Origin of the sequence: Actinoplanes sp. NPDC048967, assembly GCF_040649415.1 — a bacterium.
Taxonomy (GTDB): Bacteria; Actinomycetota; Actinomycetes; order Mycobacteriales; family Micromonosporaceae; genus Actinoplanes.
The window spans coordinates 205325-228406 of sequence record NZ_JBEZFL010000012.1 but is presented as its reverse complement, the minus strand read 5'-3'; the positions used below and the strand labels follow the sequence as shown (position 1 = coordinate 228406).

The window sequence follows — 23082 nt, the reverse complement described above, 5'->3', positions numbered from 1 at the left end:
CCGGACCACGGTGCTCGCCGGCCGTCGGCGCCGGCGGCGCGCCGTACCGCAGCACAAGGTCGTCGGCCAGCCGTCATCTCAGACGCCGCAACGGAATTCGCGAGAACCGTCCATCCCGGCAACTTCCGACTCCGGCCACCCCGGCGTAGAGCTGGCGTCTCCTGGTCACATCCGGCAGGGCGATACCTCCGGTGGAAGCCTGGCCTCGGGCGGCGGATGCGCCCGTACTCAGCTCCCTGCGCAGGTGACGGTGGCGCCGCCCCCACTTCCCGTTCCCTGGAAGCCGAAACTGGCGCTCTGACCGGCCCCCAGACGCCCGTTGTAGCTCTGGTTGGTCATCGTGACGGTGCCGCTGCTGCCGCTCACCACGGCGTTCCAGGCCGAACTGACGGACGCCCCGGCCGGCAAGCCCAGAGTGACGCGCCACCCGTTGAGCGCGGTGGTCCCCGCGGTGACGGTCACGGCGGCGACGAAACCACCGTTCCATTGGTTCTGCACCGAGTAGACCGCGGAGCAGACACCGTCGCCCGGAGGGGGAGTGGGCGAAGCGGGCGGAGTGGGTGAGGGGGACGTCGGCGGCGGCGTGGTCGACGGGGCGCCGCCGCCGAGCGTCAGGTTCTTCTGCTGCACGGTCCACGGCCCGCGGCACAGGCCACAGTCGGCCCCCACGAAATTGGCGCCCGCGGTGACGTCACCTTTCAGGCGCCATTTGAGATACAGCACCGCGACGCGGCCGAATTCGCCGCCGTTGGTCTGGTCGTAGGTGCCGCCGTGGCCCACGTTCAGGTTGCCCATGAAGGCCGGCAGCCCGGCCGGCAGCTTGCCCCAGTCGTCGATGGCGTTCGGGTACGCGATGTCGCTCGGCCCGCCGATGAAGTACGCGATCGGCCTGGTCAGCCCGCGCAGCTGGTAGTCGTCGCCGTCATTGAGCAACCCGCTGCTGAAGATCATGGTCGTGGTGATCCGCGGGTCGGCGGAGACCGCGTACGCCTCCAGGCCTCCACAGGAGAAGCCGGCGACGGCGATCTTGCTGGTGTCGAGCCTCCCGTAGTACTTGCTGCCGGCCCGGGTGTTCTCCGCGACGGCCCAGTCGATGGACTGGGTGAGCATCCGGGACGTGGTGGAGCCGGATCCGTTCGGTGCGCCGTTGGCGATGGCCAGGAAGCCGTGCGACGAGATCTCCCGCAGGAAGTTGACCTGTGCGGTGCCGCTGGCCGCGCAGCCGCCGTTGCCCCACACCAGGACGGGCAGCGGTTCGGACGGCAGGGTCTGCGGCCGGTAGATGGTGTGGTCGGGCAGGCCGGTCGAGGTCTCGTAGTCGGCCGGATAGGGGCCGGAGCCGCCCACCGCCGCATCGGCCGGGGCCGTGCCGAGCGCAACGACGGCGGTGGTGACCGAGAGGACGACGGCCGCCAGGCCGGTGCTGATCTTCGATGTTCTCCGCACTTCACCCTCCAGGGCGCCGCCAGTGGATGCACTCGGCCGGCCATTGACTGCGGGCAATGTTGCCAGACCATTTCGGCCAGTTCAACGCGAAAGTTGGGGAGGTGAAAAGCGTTATGTCGCGGCATTCGACAGAGTCGGTGGGAGCGCTCCCATGAAACTCTTGAATGTCTGGAAACATTCTGGCAACCTCCGGAACAGGCGTAACTGCTGTCGCCGCACGCCGTGACCTCAGCCCGGCCGGCAGCGAGGGGGTGTGTGACGCTGACGCTCCCTGCTGCCGGACCGCCCCCCACCGAGCAGGAGTACACATGAGACACAGCTTCGCCTCCGGGCGTCGTGACCGCTGGCGCCGGGTCGCCCGGGGCATCGCCGTCGCGGTCGCGACGGCGACCGGATTCGCCGCGCTGAGTTTCGGCGGCCTGACCGGCCCGGCCGCCGCAGCCGGCCCCGCCGCGCTCGGCTCAGCCGCGCCCAGCCCCGCCGCGCTGAGCGCCGCGGCCGTCTCCGAGGTCGCCACCGGTTACGGCCACACCTGCGCGGTCCGCACCGACGGCACCCTGTGGTGCTGGGGCAGCAACTACATGGGTGAGCTCGGCGACGGCACCACCACCGCCCGGACCGCCCCGGTGCAGATCGGCAGCGCCACCACCTGGGCCAGCCTCGACGCCGGCACCAGCTACACCTGTGGGATCCGCACCGACGGCACCCTGTGGTGCTGGGGCAACAACTTCCGCGGCCAGCTCGGCGACGGCACCACCACGACCCGCAAGGCTCCGGTGCAGGTCGGCACCGCCACCACCTGGGCCAGTGTCAGTGCCGGCGACAGCCACACCTGTGGCGTCCGCACCGACGGCAGCCTGTGGTGCTGGGGCTTCAACCGGTTCGCGCAGCTCGGCATGAGCTCGGACATCTACACCGCGACCGCTCCGGTACGGGTCGGCACGGGCACGACCTGGGCGAGCGTCGCGGCCGGTTACGCCCACACCTGTGCCGTGCGCACCGAGGGCACCCTGTGGTGCTGGGGCAACAACACCGACGGCCAGCTGGGCGTCGGCGACCTGACCTTCCGGGACGCTCCGGCGCAGGTCGGCTCGGCGACCACCTGGACCGGCGTGACCTCCGGTTACGCCTACAGCTGCGCGGTCCGCGCCGAGGGCACCCTGTGGTGCTGGGGTGAGAACGGCTACGGCCAGCTCGGTGTCAGCGGAACGCACCGCAACACCCCGGGTCAGGTCGGCTCCGCCACCAGCTACAGCGCCGTACGGGCGGGCTTCGACACGGCGTGCGCGCTCCGCACCGACAACTCCCTGTGGTGCTGGGGGAACAACTCGACGGGCCAGCTCGGCGACGGCACCACGACCCACCGGTTCGCGCCCACCCGGATCGGCAACGCCACCACGTGGACCAGCGACTTCGCGCCTGGTTACCACGTCTGTGGCTACCAGGGTGACAACAGCCTGTGGTGCTGGGGCAACAACGCCAACGGCCAGCTGGGCGACAGCACGACCACTCAGCGTCCGGCCCCCGGCCAGGTGACTCTCCCCGCCTGATCCCCCGACGAATAAAGGATGTCGCACGTGAACGACCATTCCGTTCCACCCCCGACCCGCCGGCGCGGCCGGCTGAGGATGCTCCTCGGCGGCGCCACCGTCGCCGTACTGGCGGCAGCCTCGATCACCGTGGCCGGTGTCGCCCACGCCGACGCCGACCGGACCATCACCTCGAACCTGACCGGCACCCACAACGGCTACTTCTTCTCGTACTGGAAGGACAGCGGCAACGTCACGATGACGCTGGGGGCCGGCGGCAACTACAGCGTCCGGATGAGCGGCATCAACAACTGGGTCGGCGGCAAGGGCTGGAAGCCCGGCTCCAGCCACTCCGTGAACTACTCGGGCACGTTCAGCCCGAACGGCAACGGCTACCTGGCCCTCTACGGCTGGACCACCAACCCGCTCATCGAGTACTACGTCGTCGAGGACTTCGGCACGTACAACCCCAGCTCGGGCAGCCAGCGACTGGGTTCGGTCACCACCGACGGCAGCACGTACGACATCTACCGCACGCAGCGGGTCAACCAGCCGTCCATCATCGGCAACGCGACGTTCTACCAGTACTGGAGCGTCCGTCAGCAGCATCGCAGCAGCGGCACCATCACCACGGCCAACCACTTCAACGCCTGGGCCCGGCTCGGCCTGAACCTGGGCACGCACGACTACCAGATCATGGCCACCGAGGGGTACCAGAGCAACGGCAGCTCCACCATCACCGTCAGTGAGGGCTCCACGCAGCCGACGACCCCGCCCCCGACGACCCCGACGGCCAGCCCGCCGCCGACCAGCCCACCGCCGACCAGCCCGCCGCCGTCCCAGGGCGGCGCCTGCCGGGTCACCAACACCGTCAGCGCGTGGAACAGCGGGCTGACGGACAACATCACCATCACCAACACCGGTACGGCGCCCATCAACGGCTGGCGGTTGAACTTCGCCCTGGCCTCCGGGCAGACCATCACCAGCGGCTGGAGTGCCACCTACTCGCCCACCAGTGGGCAGGTGGTGGCGTCCAACGTGGGTTACAACGCCACCATCGCGCCCGGTGCCTCGACGAGTATCGGTTTCCAGGCCAACCACAACGGCAACGCCGCCGCGCCCAGCGGATTCAGTTTGAACGGCGCCGCCTGCAGCTGATTGTCCCCACCCGCCTGGCCGGAGCAGCAAATGCTGCTCCGGCCAGGCTTCGTCATTTCGGGGAATGGCGAAGCCAATCGGCGGTCATCATGTGTGCAAATGGACACCGGCCCGTCCGGAAAAGGTTGCGGGAAAAGTGTTACGCCGAGCCGGCCACGATGTACATCTGACGTCTGAAGGGTGGTGGCGGCCGCGCCGGTGGGACCCGGCAAGCGCCACGCCGGGCTTTCTACCAGCAAAAACACCGATTCGTAGAACTTCGGTGGCCACCGCTCTTGAGTGCGGGGAAACACTCTGGCAACATTGCCATCCTTGAATGTCTGATGTCTGGATCCCCCTGAGTCAACGCCGCCAGGCATCCGTCTTCGCCAAGTTGTTAACGTTCACTTTCTTCAGATCCCCCGGCAAGGAGCGGCGAAATGTACGCACGCGGCACACCCTCGAAAAGGCTTTGGCGGCGCGGTTACATGGCCATTACCGCGGTGCTGGCCCTGCTGGCCGGTATCGCGGTCACGGTCGTCGCCGCGCCGGCGGCCTCGGCCGCCGCCGTGGACCTGAACGCCTGGTACGTCCTGGTCAACCGCAACAGCGGGAAAGCGCTGGACGTCTACAACCTGGCCACCAACGACGGCGCCCGGATCACCCAGTGGAGCCGGAACAACGGCAACCAGCAGCAGTGGCAGTTCGTCGACTCCGGCGGTGGCTTCTACCGGCTCAAGTCCCGGCTCTCGGGCAAAGTGCTGGACGTCTCCAACGCCTCGACCGCGGACGGCGCCGCCGTCGTGCAGTGGACCGACAACAACGCCGCCAACCAGCAGTTCAGCATGCAGGACATCGACGGCTACATCCAGCTGATCAACCGCAACAGCGGCAAGGCCCTCGAGGTGCAGGGCGCGTCGACCGCCGACGGCGGCAACATCGTGCAGTACGCCGACTGGAACGGCACCAACCAGCAATGGCAGCTGGTCCAGGTCGGCTCCGGCACACCCACGACCGGCCCGACCACGCCGCCGCCGACCGGGACCTTCACCAACCCGGTGGCGTGGCAGGACTTCGCCGACGGCGACATCATCCGCGTCGGCGACGCGTACTACTACTCGGCGTCGACGATGCACTACTCGCCCGGCGCGCCCATCCTGCGCTCGTACGACCTGGTGAACTGGGAGTACGCCGGGCACTCGGTGCCGCGGCTGGACTTCGACTCCAACGCCTACGACCTCAACGGCGGCCGCGCCTACGTCAAGGGCATCTGGGCGTCGGCGTTCAACTACCGGTCCAGCAACAGCACCTACTACTGGCTGGGCTGCACCGAGTTCAACCGCACCTACGTCTACACCTCGGTGTCGGTGGGCAGCGGCTGGAGCAAGAAGGCCCGGATCAACAAGTGCTACTACGACGCCGGCCTGCTGTTCGACAACGACACCCCGTACGTGGCCTACGGCAACGGCACGATCAGCGTCGCGCAGCTCAACTCCGACCTGACCGCGGAGGTGCGCTCGCAGACGGTCTACCAGACCCCGTCGAGCATCGGCACCCTCGAAGGCTCCCGCATGTACAAGCGCGGGAACTACTACTACATCTGGCTGACCCGCCCGGCCAACGGCCAGTACGTGCTGCGCTCGACCAGCCCGTGGGGTCCGTACGAGCAGCGCCAGGTCCTGCTCAACCTGCCCGGGCCGATCTCCGGCGGCGGGGTCCCGCACCAGGGCGGCCTGGTGCAGACGCAGAACGGTGACTGGTGGTACATGGCCTTCACCGACGCCTACCCCGGTGGCCGGATGCCGACGCTGGCCCCGATCACCTGGAGCGGCGACGGCTGGCCGGTGCTGCAGACGGTCAACGGCCGCTGGGGCGCCAGCTACCCGAAGCCGAACATCAGCACGACCAAGACCGTGCAGTCGATGATCGGCCCGGACACGTTCACCGGCTCCGCGCTGGGTCAGCGCTGGGAATGGAACCACAACCCGGACACCTCGAAGTTCAGTGTCGGCAACGGGTTGCGGCTGTCGACCGCGACGGTCACCAGCGACCTCTACAACGCCCGCAACACCCTGACGCACCGCATCCAGGGCCCCACGTCCACGGCCACCATCCAGCTGGACTACTCGGCCATGGCCAACGGTGACCGGTCCGGCCTGGCCATGCTGCGCGACCAGTCGGCGTGGATCGGCATCCGCAAGGACAACGGCGTCACCCGGGTCTCGATGACCAACGGGCTGAGCATGTCCACCAGCGGCTGGGGCACCACCGGGACCGGCGCCGAGGCCGCCGGCGCGACGGTGTCCGGCGGCACGATCTGGCTGCGGGCCACGGCCAACATCCAACCCGGATCCGGGCGTACGGCCACCTTCTCGTACAGCACCAACGGCACGAACTTCACCAACCTCGGCCCGGCGTTCACCTTGAACAACGACTGGCAGTTCTTCATGGGCTACCGCTTCGGCATCTTCAACTACGCCACGCAGGCCCTCGGCGGCGCGGTCACCGTCAACCGGTTCGACCTGACCGCCCCGTAACCCCGATCCGTCGGGCGGCCCGGCTCGTCCGCCGGGCCGCCCGGCGCCCCCATCCCCGCTCCCGAAAGCAGTCCCGCTGATGATCACTAAGACTTCCCGGTGGTGGCGAGCCCCCTTCGCCGCGGCCGCCGCCGCCCTCATCGCCGGCACCACGCTCGCTGTTGCGGGCTCCGCCGACGCCGCCACCACGCTGGGCGCTTCCGCGGCGGCCAAGGGCCGGTACTTCGGTGCGGCGATCGCCGCCGGCCGGCTGGGTGACTCCACCTACACCCGCATCCTCAACACCGAGTTCAACGCGGTCACCCCCGAGAACGAGATGAAGTGGGACGCCACCGAACCCGCCCGGGGCAGCTTCAACTACAGCGGTGGTGACCGCATCCTGAACCAGGGCATCGCGATGGGTGCCAAAGTCCGCGGCCACGCCCTGCTCTGGCACCAGCAACAGCCCGGCTGGGCCCAGTCGCTGTCCGGCAGCACCCTGCGCAGCGCCGCGATCAACCACGTCACCCAGGTCGCCACCCACTACAAGGGCAAGATCTACGCCTGGGACGTCGTCAACGAAGCCTTCGCCGACGGCGGCAGCGGCGCCCGCCGCGACTCCAACCTGCAACGCACCGGCAACGACTGGATCGAAGCCGCCTTCCGCGCCGCGCGGGCCGCCGACCCGAACGCCAAGCTCTGCTACAACGACTACAACACCGACGGCATCAACGCCAAGTCGACCGGCATCTACAACATGGTCCGCGACTTCAAATCCCGCGGCGTACCCATCGACTGCGTCGGCTTCCAGTCCCACCTGGGCACCACCATCGACTCCACGTACCAGGCGAACCTGCAACGCTTCGCCGACCTCGGCGTCGACGTGCAGATCACCGAACTCGACGTCCAGCAGGGCGGCAACCAGGCCAACATCTACGCCTCCGTCACCCGCGCCTGCCTCGCCGTGTCACGATGCACCGGCATCACCGTCTGGGGCATCCGCGACAGCGACTCCTGGCGCAGCGACAACCCCCTGCTGTTCGACGGCTCCGGCAACAAGAAAGCCGCCTACACCTCCGTGCTCAACGCCCTCAACGCGGGCAACGGCAACGGCAACGGATCCACGGTGGACACGAACGCCTGGTACGTGCTGGTCAACCGCAACAGCAGCCGCGCCATCGACGTCTACAACCTGGCCACCAACGACGGCGCCCGGATCACCCAGTGGTCGCGCAACGACGGCGCTCAGCAGCAGTGGCAGTTCGTCGACTCCGGCGGCGGTTTCTACCGGCTCCGGTCCAAGCTGTCCGGCAAGGTCCTGGACGTCGCGAGCAAGTCGACCGCGGACGGCGGCGCGATCGTGCAGTGGACCGACAACAACGGCGCCAACCAGCAGTTCAGCCTCCAGACCATCGACGGCTACATCCAGCTGATCAACCGCAACAGCGGCAAGGCCGTCGAGGTGCAGGGCGCGTCGACCGCCGACGGCGGCAACATCGTGCAGTACGCCGACTGGAACGGCACCAACCAGCAGTGGCAGCTCAACAAGGTCGGATAGCACGACTGTCAGATCTGCCTTTCCCCCACCGCCTCCGACAGGAGATCCCCATGTCCTCCTCCGCCTTCAGCCGCCGTCGCCTGCTCCAGGCCACCGGTGCCGCCGCCCTGGTCAGCACGGCCGGGGCCGGCTTCCTGGAAGCCCGGCCCGCCGCGGCCGCGGTGGTGCCGCCGGCCCGTCCGGACATCGGCGCGGCCGCGTACGCCTTCCAGCCCGGCGAGGTACGGCTGACCGCCGGCCGCTTCCTGGACAACCAGAACCGCACCCTGAGCTACCTGCGGTTCGTCGACGTCAACCGGCTGCTCTACGTCTTCCGGGCCAACCACCGGTTGTCGACCAACGGCGCGGCGACCAACGGCGGCTGGGACGCCCCGTCCTTCCCGTTCCGCTCGCACATGCAGGGTCACTTCCTGACCGCCTGGGCCCAGGCCTACGCGGTGCTCGGGGACACGACGTGCCGGGACAAGGCCGACTACATGGTCGCCGAGCTGGCCAAGTGCCAGGCCAACAACGGGGCCGCCGGCTTCTCCGCGGGCTACCTGTCCGGCTTCCCCGAGTCGGACTTCACCGCGCTGGAGGCCCGGACGCTGTCCAACGGCAACGTGCCCTACTACTGCGTCCACAAGACCCTCGCCGGGCTGCTGGACGTCTGGCGTCTGACCGGCAACACCCAGGCCCGTACGGTGCTGCTGGCGCTGGCCGGCTGGGTCGACACCCGTACCGCGCGGCTGAGCGCGAGCCAGCTGCAGGCCATGCTGGGCACCGAGTTCGGCGGCATGAACGACGTGCTGGCCGACATCTACCAGCAGACCGGCGACGCGCGCTGGCTGACCGTGGCGCAGCGCTTCGACCACCAGGCCGTGTTCAACCCGCTGGCCGCCAACAGCGACCAGCTCAACGGCCTGCACGCCAACACCCAGGTGCCCAAGTGGGTCGGCGCGGCCCGCGAGTACAAGGCCACCGGCACCACCCGCTACCGCGACATCGCGGCCAACGCCTGGGCGATCACGACCCGGGCCCACACGTACGCGATCGGCGGCAACAGCCAGGCCGAGCACTTCCGCGCCCCGAACGCGATCGCCGGTTACCTGAGCAACGACACCTGCGAGCACTGCAACACCTACAACATGCTCAAGCTGACCCGGGAGCTGTGGCTGCTCGACCCGAACAACGCCGGCTACTTCGACTACTACGAGCGGGCGCTGCTCAACCACCTGATCGGCGCGCAGAACCCGGCCGACAGCCACGGCGGCGTCACCTACTTCACGCCGCTCAAGCCGGGCGGGCGCCGCGGTGTCGGCCCGGCCTGGGGCGGCGGCACCTACTCGACCGACTACAACTCGTTCTGGTGCTGCCAGGGCACCGGCATCGAGACCAACACCCGGCTGATGGACTCGGTCTACTTCTACGCCGGCACCACCCTGACCGTGAACCTGTTCGTGCCCTCGACGCTGAACTGGTCGCAGCGCGGCATCACGGTCACCCAGTCCACGTCGTACCCGGTCAGCGACACCACCACGCTGACCCTGTCCGGCACCATGAGCGGCACGTGGAGCATCCGGGTGCGGATCCCGTCCTGGACGCAGAACCCGGTCCTCGCCGTCAACGGGGCGGCCCAGGCGGTCACCGCGACGCCGGGCAGCTACGCGACCATCACCCGGGCGTGGGCGGCGGGGGACACGCTGACGGTCACCCTGCCGATGCGGGTCGTGATGCTGGCCGCCAACGACAACGCCAACGTCCAGGCGATCACCTACGGGCCGGCGGTGCTCTGCGGCAACTACGGCAACACCGCGCTGTCCTCGCCGCCGTCGCTGACGGTGTCGTCCATCACCAGGACGAGCACGTCGAGCCTGGCGTTCACCGCGACGGCCAACGGCACAACCGTGCCCATCGGGCCGTTCCACGACGCGCACGGCTTCAACTACACCGTCTACTGGAACGCCAACGGCAGCAGCTCCGGCGGCGGTGAGACCTACAAGCTGGTCAACGTCGGGACCGGCCTGGTCCTGGGGGTGAAGGACATGTCCACCGCCGACGGCGGGCTCGCCGTGGTCTGGGGCGACAGCGGAACGGCCGACCACAACTGGGTCAGGATCACCGACGGCAGCGCGGTCAGGTTCCGCAACGTCAACAGCGGCAAGGTCCTCGGCGTCGAGAACATGTCGACCGCCGACAACGCGCGGGTCCTGCAGTGGTCGGATACCGGCACCGCCGACCACCGCTGGACCCTGGTCGACCTCGGCAACGGCACCTACAAGATCCGCAACGTCAACAGCGGGAAGCTGCTGGCCATCCTCAACGGCTCGAGCACCTGGGGCACCCAGGTCGTCCAGGACTCCGACAACGGCTCCGCCGACAACGTCTGGCGCCTGGTCAAGCTCGCCTGACCGGCCCGCATCCCGAGGAGGAAGCACACTCATGACCACTGTTTCTGCCCGCGCGGGTCGCCGTACCGGCGGTCGGGCCCGTTTGCTGCTCGGCGCCGCCTGCGCCGTGGCGATCGCCGTGTCCTCGGTCGCCGTGGCGACCCTGGCCCACGCCGACCTCACCGGCCCGCCCGGCACCACCCTCAAGGCCGCCGCGGAGCGCAGCGGCCGGTACTTCGGCGCCGCCATGGGCCGGGACCGCCTCAGCGACAACGGTTTCCTCACGATCGCCAACCGCGAGTTCGACATGATGACCGCGGTCAACGAGATGAAGCCCGACGCGACCGAGCCCAACCGCGGCCAGTTCAGCTTCGCGGCCGGGGACGCCATCTACAACTGGGCCGTCCAGCACGGCATGCGGGTCAGGGGCCACACCCTGGCCTGGCACGCCCAGCAACCGCGCTTCTGGGGCAGCCTCAGCGGCAGCGCCCTGCGCACCGCGATGATCGACCACATCAACGGCGTCATGGCCCACTACAAGGGCAAGCTCTACGCCTGGGACGTGGTCAACGAGGCCTTCGCCGAGAACGGCAGCCGGCGTTCGTCGAACCTGCAGTCCACCGGCAACGACTGGATCGAGGTGGCGTTCCGCACCGCGCGGGCCGCCGACCCGGGCGTGAAGCTCTGCTACAACGACTACAACATCGAGAACTGGACGTACGCCAAGACGCAGGGCGTCTACAACATGATCCGCGACTTCAAGTCGCGCGGCGTACCGGTCGACTGCGTCGGCCTGCAGACCCACTTCACCGGGGGCAGCTCGCTGCCGGGCAACTTCCAGACGACACTGTCGAGCTTCGCCGCGCTGGGCGTGGACGTACAGTTGACCGAGGCTGACGTGACGAACGCGTCGGCCAGCCAGTATCAGGGCCTGACCCAGGCGTGCATGAACGTCCCCCGCTGCACCGGCATCACCACGTGGGGCATCCGGGACAGCGATTCCTGGCGGGGCAACGAGAACCCGCTGCTGTTCGACCGCAACAGCAACCCCAAGCCCGCGTACACCTCGGTGCTCAACGCCCTCAACGCCGCCTCCACCTCGGTGCCCGGCACGAGCACGCCGCCGAGCACCCCGACCAGCACCCCGCCGAGCACCCCGACCAGCACGCCACCGAGCACCCCGCCGGTCACCGGGCAGCCGGGCGGCTGCACCGCTACGTACCACACGGCCAGCACCTGGAACGGCGGCTACCAGGGTGAGGTGACCGTGACCAACGGCTCCGCGCCCGTCAACGGCTGGACCGTCCAGCTCACGCTGGCCTCCGGACAGAGCATCGCGAACGTCTGGAACGGCATCAACACCGGCACCAGCGGCACGGTCAGCGTCCGCAACGCCGCCTACAACGGTGCACTCGGCGCGAACGCCTCGACCAGCTTCGGCTTCCTGGTCAACGGCGCCAGCAGCGCCGCACCCGGCGCCCTGTCCTGCACCAGCTCCTGACCGGCGACGTCCCATGAGCGGTAGAAGGGAACGAACTGTGAAGACAACACGTGAGGGCGGGCCCGGCCGGCGGCTGCGGCGCGGCTGGGCAGCGGCCGCGAGCCTGCTGCTGGCTCTGGCCGGTGCGCTGGTCGCGTACCCCGCGCCGGCGCAGGCCGCCACGGCGATCACCATCAACGGCTCGTCGGGCGGGCGGACGTTCGACGGCGTCGGCGCGATCAGCGGCGGCGGCGGCAACAGCCGCCTGCTGTTCGACTACCCCGAACCCCAGCGCAGCGACATTCTCGACTACCTGTTCAAGCCGGGCTACGGCGCGGCGATGCAGATCATGAAGGTGGAGATCGGGGGAGACACCAACTCGACCTCCGGCGCCGAACCGAGCCACGAACACACCCGGGGCGCGGTGAACTGCAACCGCGGGTACGAGTGGTGGATGATGGAGCAGGCCAAGGCTCGTAACCCGAACATCAAGCTCGTCGGGTTGTCCTGGGGTGCGCCCGGATGGATCGGCAACGGCAACTTCTGGTCCAACGACTCGATCGACTACCTGATCGCATGGCTCGGCTGCGCCACCTCGCACGGCCTGACCATCGACTACCTCGGCGGCTGGAACGAACGCGGCCGGGACCTGAACTGGTACAAGAACCTGCGCTCGGCCCTGAACTCCCGCGGATACGCGGGCGTGAAGATCGTGGCCTCGGACGACTTCGGCTGGGGCTCGGCGGACGACGCGTTGCGCGACCCGGCGTTCGGCGCGGCCATCTCGGTGGTCGGCAGCCACTATGTCTGCGGCTACCGCAGCGCGCAGACGTCCTGCCCGAGCTCGGCCAACGCCGTCAACTCCGGCAAGACGCTGTGGGCCAGCGAGAACGGCTCCGACGACTACAACGCGGGCGCGCCGGCTCTGGCCCGCGGCATCAACCGCGACTACATCGACGGGAAGATGACCGCGTACCTGAACTGGCCGGTCATCGCCGCCATCACCCCGAACATCCCCTGGGCCACCACCGGAGTGGCCGTGGCGCCGCAACCCTGGTCCGGTTACTACTCGATCGGTACGAGCACCTGGGTCATGGCCCACACCACCCAGTTCACCGCCCCCGGATGGCGTTACCTCGACAACTCCTCGGGTTACCTCAGCGGCAACCGCAACAACGGCAGCTACGTCTCCCTGAGGTCTCCCACCACCGGCGACTACAGCACTGTGATCGAGACGATGGACGCCGGCTCGGCCCAGGACCTCCAGTTCAATGTCACCGGCGGACTGTCGACCGGGACGGTGCGGGTGTGGTCCACCAACGTCAGGTCGAGCAACCCGGCCGATCGTTTCGTGCGGCGCGCGGACCTCACGCCGTCGAACGGCTCGTACTCGCTGACCGTCCAGCCCGGCTACGTCTACAGCATCACGACCACCACCGGAGCGGGCAAGGGCACGGCGACCAGCCCCGCCCAGGGCGCTCTCGCGTTGCCGTACGCCGATGACTTCGACAGCTACCAGACCGGCCGGCAGGCGAAGTACCTGTCGGACCACCAGGGCTCGTTCGAGGTGGCCGCGTGCGGCGGTGGCCGTACCGGGCAGTGCATCCGCCAGATGTCGGAACAGGCGCCGATCTTCTGGACGTCGGGTCACGCCGAGCCGTTCACGCTGCTCGGTGACGTCAACTGGCGCAACTACACGGTCTCCACCGACGTCATGCTGGAGAAGAGCGGCTACGCCCAGCTCGTCGGACGGGCGGGCAACTACAACCACGACGGCCCGCAGAACCTCAACGCCTACTACCTGCGGGTGGCCGACAACGGCTCGTGGTCCATCCGCAGCAACAGCACCGCCGGCAACCAGCGCACGCTGGCCAGTGGGACCACGGCGGCCCTGGGCACCGGTCGCTGGCACAAGCTGGCCCTGACGCTCAACGGCAGCACCCTGACCGCCGCCATCGACGGCACGACCGTGGGCAGCGCCTCGGACTCGGCGTGGGTCGCCGGCCAGATCGGTTACGCCACCGGCCAGGGCGTGACGGCCCAGTTCGACAACCTGACCATCACCCCGCTCGGCGGCGGCACGACCCCCACCGGCGAGATCCGCGGTGCGGGCTCCAACCGCTGCCTGGACGTCAACGCCCAGAGCCAGTCCGACGGGGCGACGGTGCAGATCTGGGACTGCAACAGCGGCGCCAACCAGAGGTGGACGTCAACCTCGAGCAACCAGCTGACCGTGTACGGCAACAAGTGTCTCGACGCCGCGAACACCTCCGCCGGTGCCCAGGTCCGGATCTGGTCCTGCACCGGCGGCGCCAACCAACAGTGGCGGGTCAACGCCGACGGCACCATCACCGGCGTCCAGTCCGGCCTGTGCCTGGACGTGACCGGCGCCGGAACCGCCAACGGCACAGCCGTCAGCCTGTGGACCTGCAACGGCGGGAGCAACCAGCGATGGATCAGATCCTGATGAGCCGCACGCGACGGATCCTGGTCGCCGCCGTGCTCGTCCTGGCCGGGACCGTGGTGGCCCAGCAGCCGGCGCAGGCCGCCACCACCGAGTTCCGGGGCGTCAACTGGGCCGACCGGCGGGACAACTTCGTCAACGGGGTGCTCTACGTGTCGGGTCTCGGCTCGACCGACACGTACGCCTCGGCGGCCACCGTCGCCGACCGGGTGGTGGGGCAGCTGTACTCCATCACCGGGGCCAACACCGTCCGCATGCCGATCAACGAGCCGACCGTCGCGAGCTACTGGGGCACCTACACCGGGGCGATCGACCAGGCGCTCACCAAGGGCAAGGTGATCCTGGCGTACTGGGCCCACAGCGGCGGCCGGCCCAGCGACACCGCGGCATACGACCGCATGTGGGACACCGTCGTCGCCCGGTACGCCGGGAACAGCAACGCCTACTTCGAGGTCATCAACGAGCCGCACGGGTATTCCACGACCGACCTGAACAACATGTACAGCACGTGGCTCAACCGGCACTCCGGGGTGCCGCGCGGCCGGGTCATCCTGGACGGTGCCGGGCTGGCTCAGAACGTCGCCGCGGTCGGCCAGGACACCAGGTTGAACAACACCCTGCTGGCCGTCCACGACTACTCGTTCTTCGCCGGTTTCGAGGACGAGACCTCGTGGGGAAACCATCTCGCCAGCTCCATCGGCGGGTACGCGTCCCGGACGGTGGCCACCGAGTGGGGTGGTCCGATGGGCCCGGGCAGCAAGAACGGGGTCGCGTACGACACCATCGACTACAACATCCCGAGCGGGTCGTTCTTCGCCGACTACCTGCGGGGCGTCAGTGCGAAGCTGCGCGAGCTCGGTGTCGGCGGCGTCTACTGGCCCGGTCTGCGCGACGGCGACTGGTACAGCCTGACCCGGCGCACCGGCAGCGGAGCGAATCTGAACCTGACGCTGACCAACGCCTCCGGACTGAACCGGCTGCAGTACTCCTGGGGGATGGGCACCGGCGGCAGCACGACGGTCCGGATCGTCGGCACGGCAACCAGCCGGTACGCCGACGGCCTGGGCCGTACGGCGGCCGGCTCCGATGTCGGTCAGGGGCCGGCCACCACCAGCGCCAACCAGCAGTGGGTGGTCGAGAACTCCGGCACCTACGTCCGGATCAGGAACCAGGGCACCGGGCTGTACCTGGACGGCATGGGCCGGACCGCCAACGGCAGCGCCGCCGGCCAGTACACCACCGGAACGTCGGCCAACCAGCAGTGGTCGGTGCTGACCGACGCGAACAACGTGCGGCTGCGCAACCGGGCCACCGGCCTCTATCTCGACAGCATGGGCCGCACGGCGAACGGGGCCAGCATCGGGCAGTACAGCGACTCCACCAGCGCCAACCAGCGCTGGAAGATCGTCGCCGTGCCGTAGGACGTCAGCTGATGGTGTAGAGGACATCCGGGCCGATGTCCTGCCGGATGACGCCGGGCGGGGTCGGTGCGTTCAGCACCGCCTCGAACGGCGTGCCCGGGACCCGGTCGCGCAGCACGACCACGCTGCGGATGCCGAGCCGGCGCAGCCGATCCAGGCTGGGCTCGCTGGGGAAGGTCTGCATCAGGTCGCGGAGCCCCTGGTGGTTGGGCGGGATGTAGCCGGACGCCCCGTTCACCATCAGGGGGAATCCGTCGGTCGACCAGAGCAGGACGTTGGTGTCGACGTTCTCGTCGGAGGGCAGCACCATCAACGGCGCCGAGGCCATGGCGAACGCGGCCGGTGCGACCGGGGTGTCCGGATGGTCCATGTCCGGCATGCCCTCGGCCAGCACCAGCAATAGCGGCGGGATGGTCAGCACCCGGACGGCGACGGTCCGCCACTGCGGCAGGGTCGCCGTCCGGGCCAGCCGGGCGAGCTTGGTGAGCAGGCCGGCGGCGAGCACGGCCATGAAGATGGTCGGCCACAGGATCAACCGCCCGGGGGTCCGGCTGCCGTCGAAACCGGGCACGTACAGGTGCAGGAGGCGGTACGTGGGCCCGTTGGTGCCGAGCGCGAACAGGATCCCCAGGACCGTGCCGGCGAGCAGCAGGAGGCGCTGCCGCACCGACCAGGAGGACAGGACGAGGCCACCGAGGGCCAGCAGATACAGCGCGTACCCGCACAGCAGTGCCTTCTCGTTGGCGGCGTTGCCGAGCTGGGCCCGGGCTTCGTTGTGCAGGGTGCCCCAGGGCAGCGAATACTGCGGGGCGACGAACAGGCCGCGCGGCGTCGGCGAGAACACGGCGACGTAGTCCCAGGACCGGGTCACGTACGGGTAGAGCTCGCGGACCTGCTGGTAGCCGTACGCGAAGAAGGCGGTGACCGCGGTGAAGACCAGCCCGCCGGCGAGGTCGGCGAGGACCAGCCGGCGGCCCAGCGGCGGGCGGCCCCGGACCAGCCAGCCGATCGCCGCGCAGAGGCAGGCGAGGGCGAGCAGGTAGACGAAACCGAGGCCGATGCCGAAGCCGAGCGTCACCTGCCAGGCCGCGACCAGCCAGCCGGCCACCGCCCAGCCGGGCCGGACCCGGTCGCCGCGGTAGCCCCGGGTCAGCGACCAGCCGTGGCCGCGGGCCAGCATCGCCACGGCGAGGGTGATGCCGCCGGTCGACATGATGTTCAGGTGACCCGCATGGTCGTAACGCCAGGGTGCGTAGGCCAGGGCGGCGCCGGCCAGCGCGGCGGCCACCCGTTCGGCGCCCAGCTGGCGCAGCATCGCGTAACCGCCGAGGAAGGCCAGCGCGAACGTCAGCACGAACAGGATGTTGTAGCGCAGTACGGCGGCCGTCACGCCCTCGCCGATCAGCCCGGCCGGCGCGTAGCCGAAGAGCGTGTCGGTGTAGGCCAGGCCGAACGTGTCGGGGTAGAAGGCGTTGGTGTGCCACAGCCCGCGCAGGCCGTGCCGCAGCGACTGGCCGTTCCAGGCCACGATCCAGGCCTGTGCCGTCGGGTCACCGGCGTCGCCGATGATGGTGCGCACCGGGTTGGCGATGGTCTCCTGCTTGACGCCGCCGGTGACGAGCCGGCTCACGTACGGCGGGAGCAGCCACACCATGACGATGGCGAGCAGCACCGAGCCGGCGGTGGCGACGGTCCACTCGTGCCGCAGCAGCCGGACGAGCCGTGACCTCGTTGCCTTCTCAGTGACCACATCGGACAAGACGTACCCCCGTACGCAGAAAGATCCTGGTGAGCGCGAGGAAAGCTAACACGACTTCCGGCGCAGCAATAGAGCGGTTCCGAATAAGGGGAACATCGCCGTCGAAAAACTGTTACGAGAACGCGCGGCGCAGGTCGATTAACTATTTGCCAGTGAAGTTCTTGAATGCATGGGAGCGCTCCCGTAACCTGCGTTCATATTCGTGCGCAATCAGCGAGGAGTGAAGCGATGGCGAGCAGAAGACGGATCCCGTCGATGGTGGGCGTGGTCCTGGCCGCCGCTGCGCTCCTGGTCGGGGCCGGAGTGGTCGCGGCCTCGGCCGGGACCGTCGCGGCCGGCGGACCCACCGTGCTGGCGGCGACCGCCGGGTGCGGCAAGACGCCGACGCTGCGCAACGGCACCTACACGATCCAGAGCGGCGGCCAGTCCCGCACCTACATCCTGCGCATCCCGGACAACTACCAGCCGACCCTGAAGTACCGGCTGTTCGTCGGGCTGCACTGGCTCAACGGCTCCGCGCAGAACGTGGCCGCCGGGGGCGGTGCCGCCGGCGCCGCGTGGGCCTTCTACGGCCAGCAGCGGGCGTCCGGCAACGGCGCGATCTTCATCGCCCCGCAGGGCCTGGACGCCGGGTGGGCCAACACCAACGGCCGGGACGCGACCCTGGTCGACGACATCCTGCGGGTGGTCGAGAACGACCTCTGCGTCGACACCACCCAGCGTTTCGCGCTCGGCTGGAGCTACGGCGGCTCGATGAGCTACGCCCTGGCCTGCGCCCGGCCGGCCATCTTCCGCGCGGTCGTGGCGTACTCGGGTGCTCAGCTCAGCGGCTGCGCCGGCGGCACCCAGCCGGTCGCCTACTTCGGGATCCACGGCACCCACGACAGCGTGCTGAACATCAGCTCCGGACGGCAGATCCGTGACACGTTCGTACGGGTCAACGGCTGCACCCCGCAGAACCCGCCGGAGCCCCCGAACGGCAGCGGGCGGCACATCACCACCGCGTACGCGGGGTGCCGGGCCGGGTATCCGGTGCAGTGGGCCGCCTTCGACGGCGACCACACGCCCGAGCCCGCCGACGGCGGCGGCACCAACACCGCGACCACGTGGACGACCGGCGAGGTCTGGCGCTTCCTGAGCCAGTTCGGGCCGGCCACCTCGCCCATCAGCACCACCCCGGGGCCCTCGAGCCCGGCGCCCTCGAGCCCGGTACCCAGCGATCCGGTGCCCAGCAGCCCCGGCCCCAGCAACCCCGCGGGCCAGGGGTGCCGGGTGTCCACCAAGGTCAACGCCTGGAACACCGGGCTGACCGCCGACATCACCCTCACCAACACCGGCACGACCGCGGTCAACGGCTGGTCGCTGAGCTTCAGCCTCGCCGCCGGGCAGACGATCACCGGCGGCTGGAACGCCACCTACAGCCCCACGTCCGGGCAGGTGACGGCCCGCAACGTCAGCTACAACGGCGCGGTCGCCGCCGGCGGGTCGGTCAGCCTCGGCTTCCAGGCCGGGCACACCGGTAACAGCGCCGCACCGACCGGATTCGCCCTCGACGGAGTTCCCTGCGTCACCAGTTGAAGCCACACTCATCCGGGGAAAGTCCGATGCGAACGTGCTGTGGGCCGCGCAAGCCACCGCACGTTCGCATCGGGCGTTCCCTCCGGCGGGCTCATCGGGCAACGTTCGGCGCCCTTGCGGGCAGCCACCCATCGGTGACGGCCGCAGCCGCGTACTCGTACACGTGCCCACACTCAAGAGAAAAATCGCCCTCACCGCGGCCGCTGTCGTCACGGCCGGCGTCTCCGCGGTCACCTACCAGGCCTCGGCCGCCGAGGCCCCGTCCCTGCAGCCGCCGGCCGGCCTGCGGATCATCGGCCAGTTCGTGGTCGGCACCGGGACCCAGACCTACACCTGTACGGGTGGCAGGTTCACCGGCTCGTCGGTCCCCGAGGCGGGCCTGTTCGACGGGGCCAACCGCAAGATCCACCACTTCGGCGGCCCGACCTGGCAGTCCGAGGCGGACGGCTCGCTGATCACCGCCGCCCCGGTGGCCAACTCCCCGGTGCCGGGCGCGATCCCGGAGCTGCTGCTGGAGGTCAGGACCCGGTCCGGGTCGGGGATGCTCAGCACGGTCACCCACATCCAGCGGATGAACACCTTCGGCGGCGTGGCCCCGGCCACCGCCTGCACCGACGGCCAGAAGGCGAGCGTGCCCTACCACGCCAACTACATCTTCTGGGGCAACTGAGCTCAGCCGCTGACGATGTCGATGTCGTCGACGTAGCCGCGGAACAGGCCGGTGGTGTCGGGCTGGTCGTACCCGATCCAGATCTGGTCGACGGTGCCGCCGGCCAGGGCACCCAGCGGGATCCGGACGAGATTCCACTCGTTGAGCCGCAGGTGACCGGCCTGGCCCTGGAACCGCGGGTGAGCCCGGACCCCGGACTGGTCGGTCGCGCCGGAGTCCCGCAGGCTGCGGCCGTCGGTGAGGAACAGGTCGAGCGCGACCGAGGTGGCCGGGTACTGCGGGTAGATCCAGTACGACAGCGTCGTGTCCGCGGCGATCGGGACGTGGACGTCGAAGACCTTGTTGTACGAGTACGACTGCGTCGCGCTGGTGTCGTTGCCGGAGTACATGAGGGCGTACGTGCCGCCGTGCGCGGTCTCGGCCCGGCGGGCGGATTCCATGGCGGTCAGGCCGCAGCAGAAGCCGCCGACGTTCACGCTCGCGTGGACGCTGTTGGTCCAGGTGGGCTGCGCGGCATCGCCGAAGTCGGTGCGGAACAGTGGCCAGGCCCGGCCGGCGCCCAGGGCCGGACGCAGAGCGGTGTGCCAGAGATTGGCGAGTTTGACGTATCCGCCGTCGGTGGGATGGATGGTGTCCGGGCCGATGTCGGCGGCCGTCAGGGTGCTGGTGAGGTCGACGAGCCGGACGTTGTGCCCGGCGGCGACCTGCGCCGCGGCGATGGCCGGCAGGGCGGCGTTGAAGGTCCGCGCCCGGCTGTCGTTGGTGGGATTGCCCGAGGGGACCAGCGTGGAGAACACCACGGCGGCGGTCGGCCGGGCGGCGACGATCCGGTCGAGCAGGTCGCGCATCCGCGCCGGCGCGTTCGGCAGGTCGTAGTTCTGCAGGGTGTCGTTGGTGCCGACGTTGAGCAGCACCACGTCGGGCCGGGCGGCGGCCAGCCAGGCGTCCACGCCGGCCGCGATCTGGTCGATGCGCAGGCCGGGATGGCCCTCGTTGTCGCGATCGGTCATCGTGCCCGACTGCTGCGATCCGACGAAGTCGACCGCGATCCCGGCGTCGCCGGCGAGATGCTTGCGCAGCTCCTCGCGGTAGCCGTTGCCGTCGGTGGAGGAGGTGCCCCAGGTGATGGAGGCACCCAGAGGCATGATCCGCACCGGGTCGGCCGCCGCGGCTTTGCCGGCCGTGCCGGCCGATGCGGCCGCCTCGGGCGCGCCGCCGGGCGCGGACAGTGGGCCGGGCGCGCCGGTGACGGCCGCCAGCAGGACGGCCATGGTCAAACGCCGGAAAATCATCGGGCTCCCTGCCGTTGACATCGTTGTCAGCGCATTGCACATCGCCGGTCGTCGATGTGTCAAGAGCGGGCCCGGTAATAGATCGCTTCCAGTCGCCGCAGGAACACTTCCGGCGGGTACGCCGCCGCAGCCGCCAGCCCATCCCTGGCCACCCGGGCCCGCAAGGCGTCGTCGTCCAGCATGCGCAGCAGCGCGGCAGCGAACGCGTCCGGCGTCGGTGCGCAGGTGAAGCGCGCGGCCCCGACGGCTCCCGGTCGGACGCCGAGCTCCGGATCGGCCACCACCACCGGCAGCCCGGCCGCCTCCGCCTCGGCCAGCACCAGGCTCTGCGTGTCGGTGGTGGAGGCGAACGCGAGCACGTCGGCAGCCCGGTAGAAGCCGGCGACCGCGTCGTGCGGCACGGGCGGAACCACCTGGACGTGGCCGTCCAGCCCGAGCGCGGTGATCCGGCGGGCCAGGTGCCGGCGCTGCTGGGACACCCCGACCAGGACCAGCCGGGCGTCCGGCCGGGCCGCGCGCACCCGGGCGTACGCCCGCAGCAACAGTTCCGGGTTCTTCTCGGCGGTGGCCCGGCCGACCGACAGCACGACGTTCGCACCGGTACGGGCCGGACGGGGTGCGACGGTGGGGACCGGGGTGGGCAGCACGCAGATCTCGGCGGCCGGCCGGAACGGGGCGAAGCCCGCCGCCGCCTTGTCCGAGGGAGCGATGGCCACCGCCATCCGCGCGAACATGGCCTGGCCCAGCGCGACCAGCCGGCGCCGGCGTACCGCTCCGGGCCGGGTCAGCTCCAGGAACTCCCGCGGCGACCAGCCCAGGCCCAGGCGCACCGCACACCACGCGGCTCCGACCGGGATCTCGGCGAACAGGTCGGCGTACGCCAGCAGGTCGGTGTGCCAGGTCATCACCAGCGGCACGCCCCAGTCGGCGGCCGCCCGGAACCCGGTCATCCCGATCGGCCCGGTGCTGTGCGCGTGCACGAGGTCGGCGGGTGCGGGCGTGAAGGGCAGACCCACGCGTACCTGGCGCAACGGCACCGGCACCGAGCGGACGCCGTGGGGGCTGAGCAGGGGATCGGGGCGGTGGAAGTCCACCTTGTGCCCGGCCGCGCGCAGCAGCCGTACGGTCAGCTCGGCCGACCGGGCTACGCCGTCCGGCCGTCCGGCGTGGCTGTCGCAGAAGTGGGCGATCCGCACGGCTCGCATCTTGCCCGTAGGCTCGCGCGATGAACCGGGGCCGGCGGCTGTTACCGGCTTTCGGCGTGCTCGCCGCGGTGCAGATGATCGTCGTGAGCACAGTGGACGGCCACACCCGGCCCGGCTACGACGAGACGCGCAACTGGATCAGTCAGCTCTCGCTCGGACCGCACGGCTGGTACGGCACGGTCAATCTGGCCACCTGTGGCCTCTGGCTCATCCTGGGCGCCCTCGGGCTGCACCGGCGGGCCACCGGGCGGACGGTGGTCCTGATCCTGTGGTGCGGGCTCTGTTTTGTCGCCCTCGCCCTGATCCGGACCGACGCCGGCCTGGGCTTCCCGCCGGGGGTCCCCGAGGAGCACACCGCGCGCGGGCTGATCCACAAGCTGATCTCCGTCACGCTGGGCGTCGCGGGGATCGCCGCCGTGGCCGGCGTCGGACCGCGGCGGGGGGCCCGGGTGGTCGCGGCGGCCATGGCGGTGTCGTTCGTGGCGGCCAGTGTGCTCGTGCTGCTCGACGACGGTGAGGTGCTGCCGGGCAGTCCGAGCGGGGTGTTCGAACGGGCCGCGTTGTTCACCGGACTCGGCTGGATCGCCCTGTGCTGTATCGGCCTCGCCCGGAGCCGGCAAGCGGCGGGCACCCGGATCGGTGCCCGCCGGTCGTGACG

Annotated in this window: 15 protein-coding genes; 11 read left to right on the top strand and 4 right to left on the bottom strand. The window is 69.9% G+C overall.

Annotated elements, in window-relative coordinates:
• Positions 1-228: 228 nt before the first annotated feature.
• On the bottom strand, positions 229-1446 hold the full coding sequence (locus tag AB0C12_RS39075) for a cellulose binding domain-containing protein (RefSeq protein ID WP_360555687.1): 1218 nt from the start codon (positions 1444-1446) through the stop codon (positions 229-231).
• Between the two features lie 308 nt (positions 1447-1754).
• Here AB0C12_RS39075 and AB0C12_RS39070 point away from each other — a divergent pair, with 308 nt between their 5' ends.
• The 8 genes from AB0C12_RS39070 (at position 1755) to AB0C12_RS39035 (ending at position 15920) form a co-directional block, all read left to right on the top strand.
• Complete coding sequence (locus AB0C12_RS39070) at positions 1755-2996, top strand: hypothetical protein (RefSeq protein ID WP_360555685.1); 1242 nt, start codon at positions 1755-1757, stop codon at positions 2994-2996.
• A 78-nt stretch (positions 2997-3074) separates the two neighbouring features.
• Entirely contained in the window at positions 3075-4133 is a 1059-nt protein-coding gene (locus AB0C12_RS39065; protein WP_360555776.1) for a glycoside hydrolase family 11 protein, read from the top strand.
• Positions 4134-4600: 467 nt separating this feature from the next.
• Positions 4601-6649: a family 43 glycosylhydrolase gene (locus AB0C12_RS39060; RefSeq protein ID WP_360555683.1), complete on the top strand. Its 2049-nt coding sequence runs from the start codon at positions 4601-4603 to the stop codon at positions 6647-6649.
• 79 nt (positions 6650-6728) lie between these two features.
• Positions 6729-8186, top strand: coding sequence for an endo-1,4-beta-xylanase (locus AB0C12_RS39055; RefSeq protein WP_360555681.1), 1458 nt, complete (start codon positions 6729-6731; stop codon positions 8184-8186).
• A 50-nt stretch (positions 8187-8236) separates the two neighbouring features.
• Positions 8237-10576 carry a beta-L-arabinofuranosidase domain-containing protein gene (locus AB0C12_RS39050; RefSeq protein ID WP_360555680.1) on the top strand — a complete coding sequence of 780 codons (2340 nt, stop codon included), beginning with the start codon at positions 8237-8239 and terminating at the stop codon, positions 10574-10576.
• A 31-nt stretch (positions 10577-10607) separates the two neighbouring features.
• Positions 10608-12056: an endo-1,4-beta-xylanase gene (locus AB0C12_RS39045; protein WP_360555678.1), complete on the top strand. Its 1449-nt coding sequence runs from the start codon at positions 10608-10610 to the stop codon at positions 12054-12056.
• 103 nt (positions 12057-12159) lie between these two features.
• Entirely contained in the window at positions 12160-14502 is a 2343-nt protein-coding gene (locus tag AB0C12_RS39040; protein WP_360555774.1) for a ricin-type beta-trefoil lectin domain protein, read from the top strand.
• Positions 14502-15920: an RICIN domain-containing protein gene (locus AB0C12_RS39035; RefSeq protein ID WP_360555676.1), complete on the top strand. Its 1419-nt coding sequence runs from the start codon at positions 14502-14504 to the stop codon at positions 15918-15920. The genes AB0C12_RS39040 and AB0C12_RS39035 overlap by 1 nt, the downstream gene beginning before the upstream one ends.
• 4 nt (positions 15921-15924) lie before the next feature.
• Here the strand turns inward: AB0C12_RS39035 and AB0C12_RS39030 are convergent, their stop codons facing one another.
• Entirely contained in the window at positions 15925-17670 is a 1746-nt protein-coding gene (locus AB0C12_RS39030; protein ID WP_360555773.1) for a hypothetical protein, read from the bottom strand.
• A gap of 237 nt (positions 17671-17907) precedes the next feature.
• On the opposite strand from AB0C12_RS39030, the gene AB0C12_RS39025 reads away from it, so the two are divergent.
• Positions 17908-19257: a cellulose binding domain-containing protein gene (locus AB0C12_RS39025; protein WP_360555674.1), complete on the top strand. Its 1350-nt coding sequence runs from the start codon at positions 17908-17910 to the stop codon at positions 19255-19257.
• Positions 19258-19420: 163 nt separating this feature from the next.
• Positions 19421-19927 carry a DUF3455 domain-containing protein gene (locus AB0C12_RS39020; protein WP_360555672.1) on the top strand — a complete coding sequence of 169 codons (507 nt, stop codon included), beginning with the start codon at positions 19421-19423 and terminating at the stop codon, positions 19925-19927.
• Between the two features lie 2 nt (positions 19928-19929).
• On the opposite strand, the gene AB0C12_RS39015 is transcribed toward AB0C12_RS39020, so the two are convergent.
• Together AB0C12_RS39015 and AB0C12_RS39010 are read right to left on the bottom strand one after the other, a co-directional pair.
• Positions 19930-21219, bottom strand: a complete 1290-nt coding sequence (locus AB0C12_RS39015; protein ID WP_360555671.1) for an SGNH/GDSL hydrolase family protein — start codon at positions 21217-21219, stop codon at positions 19930-19932.
• Between the two features lie 59 nt (positions 21220-21278).
• Positions 21279-22415: a glycosyltransferase gene (locus tag AB0C12_RS39010; RefSeq protein ID WP_360555669.1), complete on the bottom strand. Its 1137-nt coding sequence runs from the start codon at positions 22413-22415 to the stop codon at positions 21279-21281.
• 29 nt (positions 22416-22444) lie between these two features.
• On the opposite strand from AB0C12_RS39010, the gene AB0C12_RS39005 reads away from it, so the two are divergent.
• Entirely contained in the window at positions 22445-23080 is a 636-nt protein-coding gene (locus AB0C12_RS39005; RefSeq protein ID WP_360555668.1) for a DUF998 domain-containing protein, read from the top strand.
• Positions 23081-23082 lie beyond the last annotated feature (2 nt).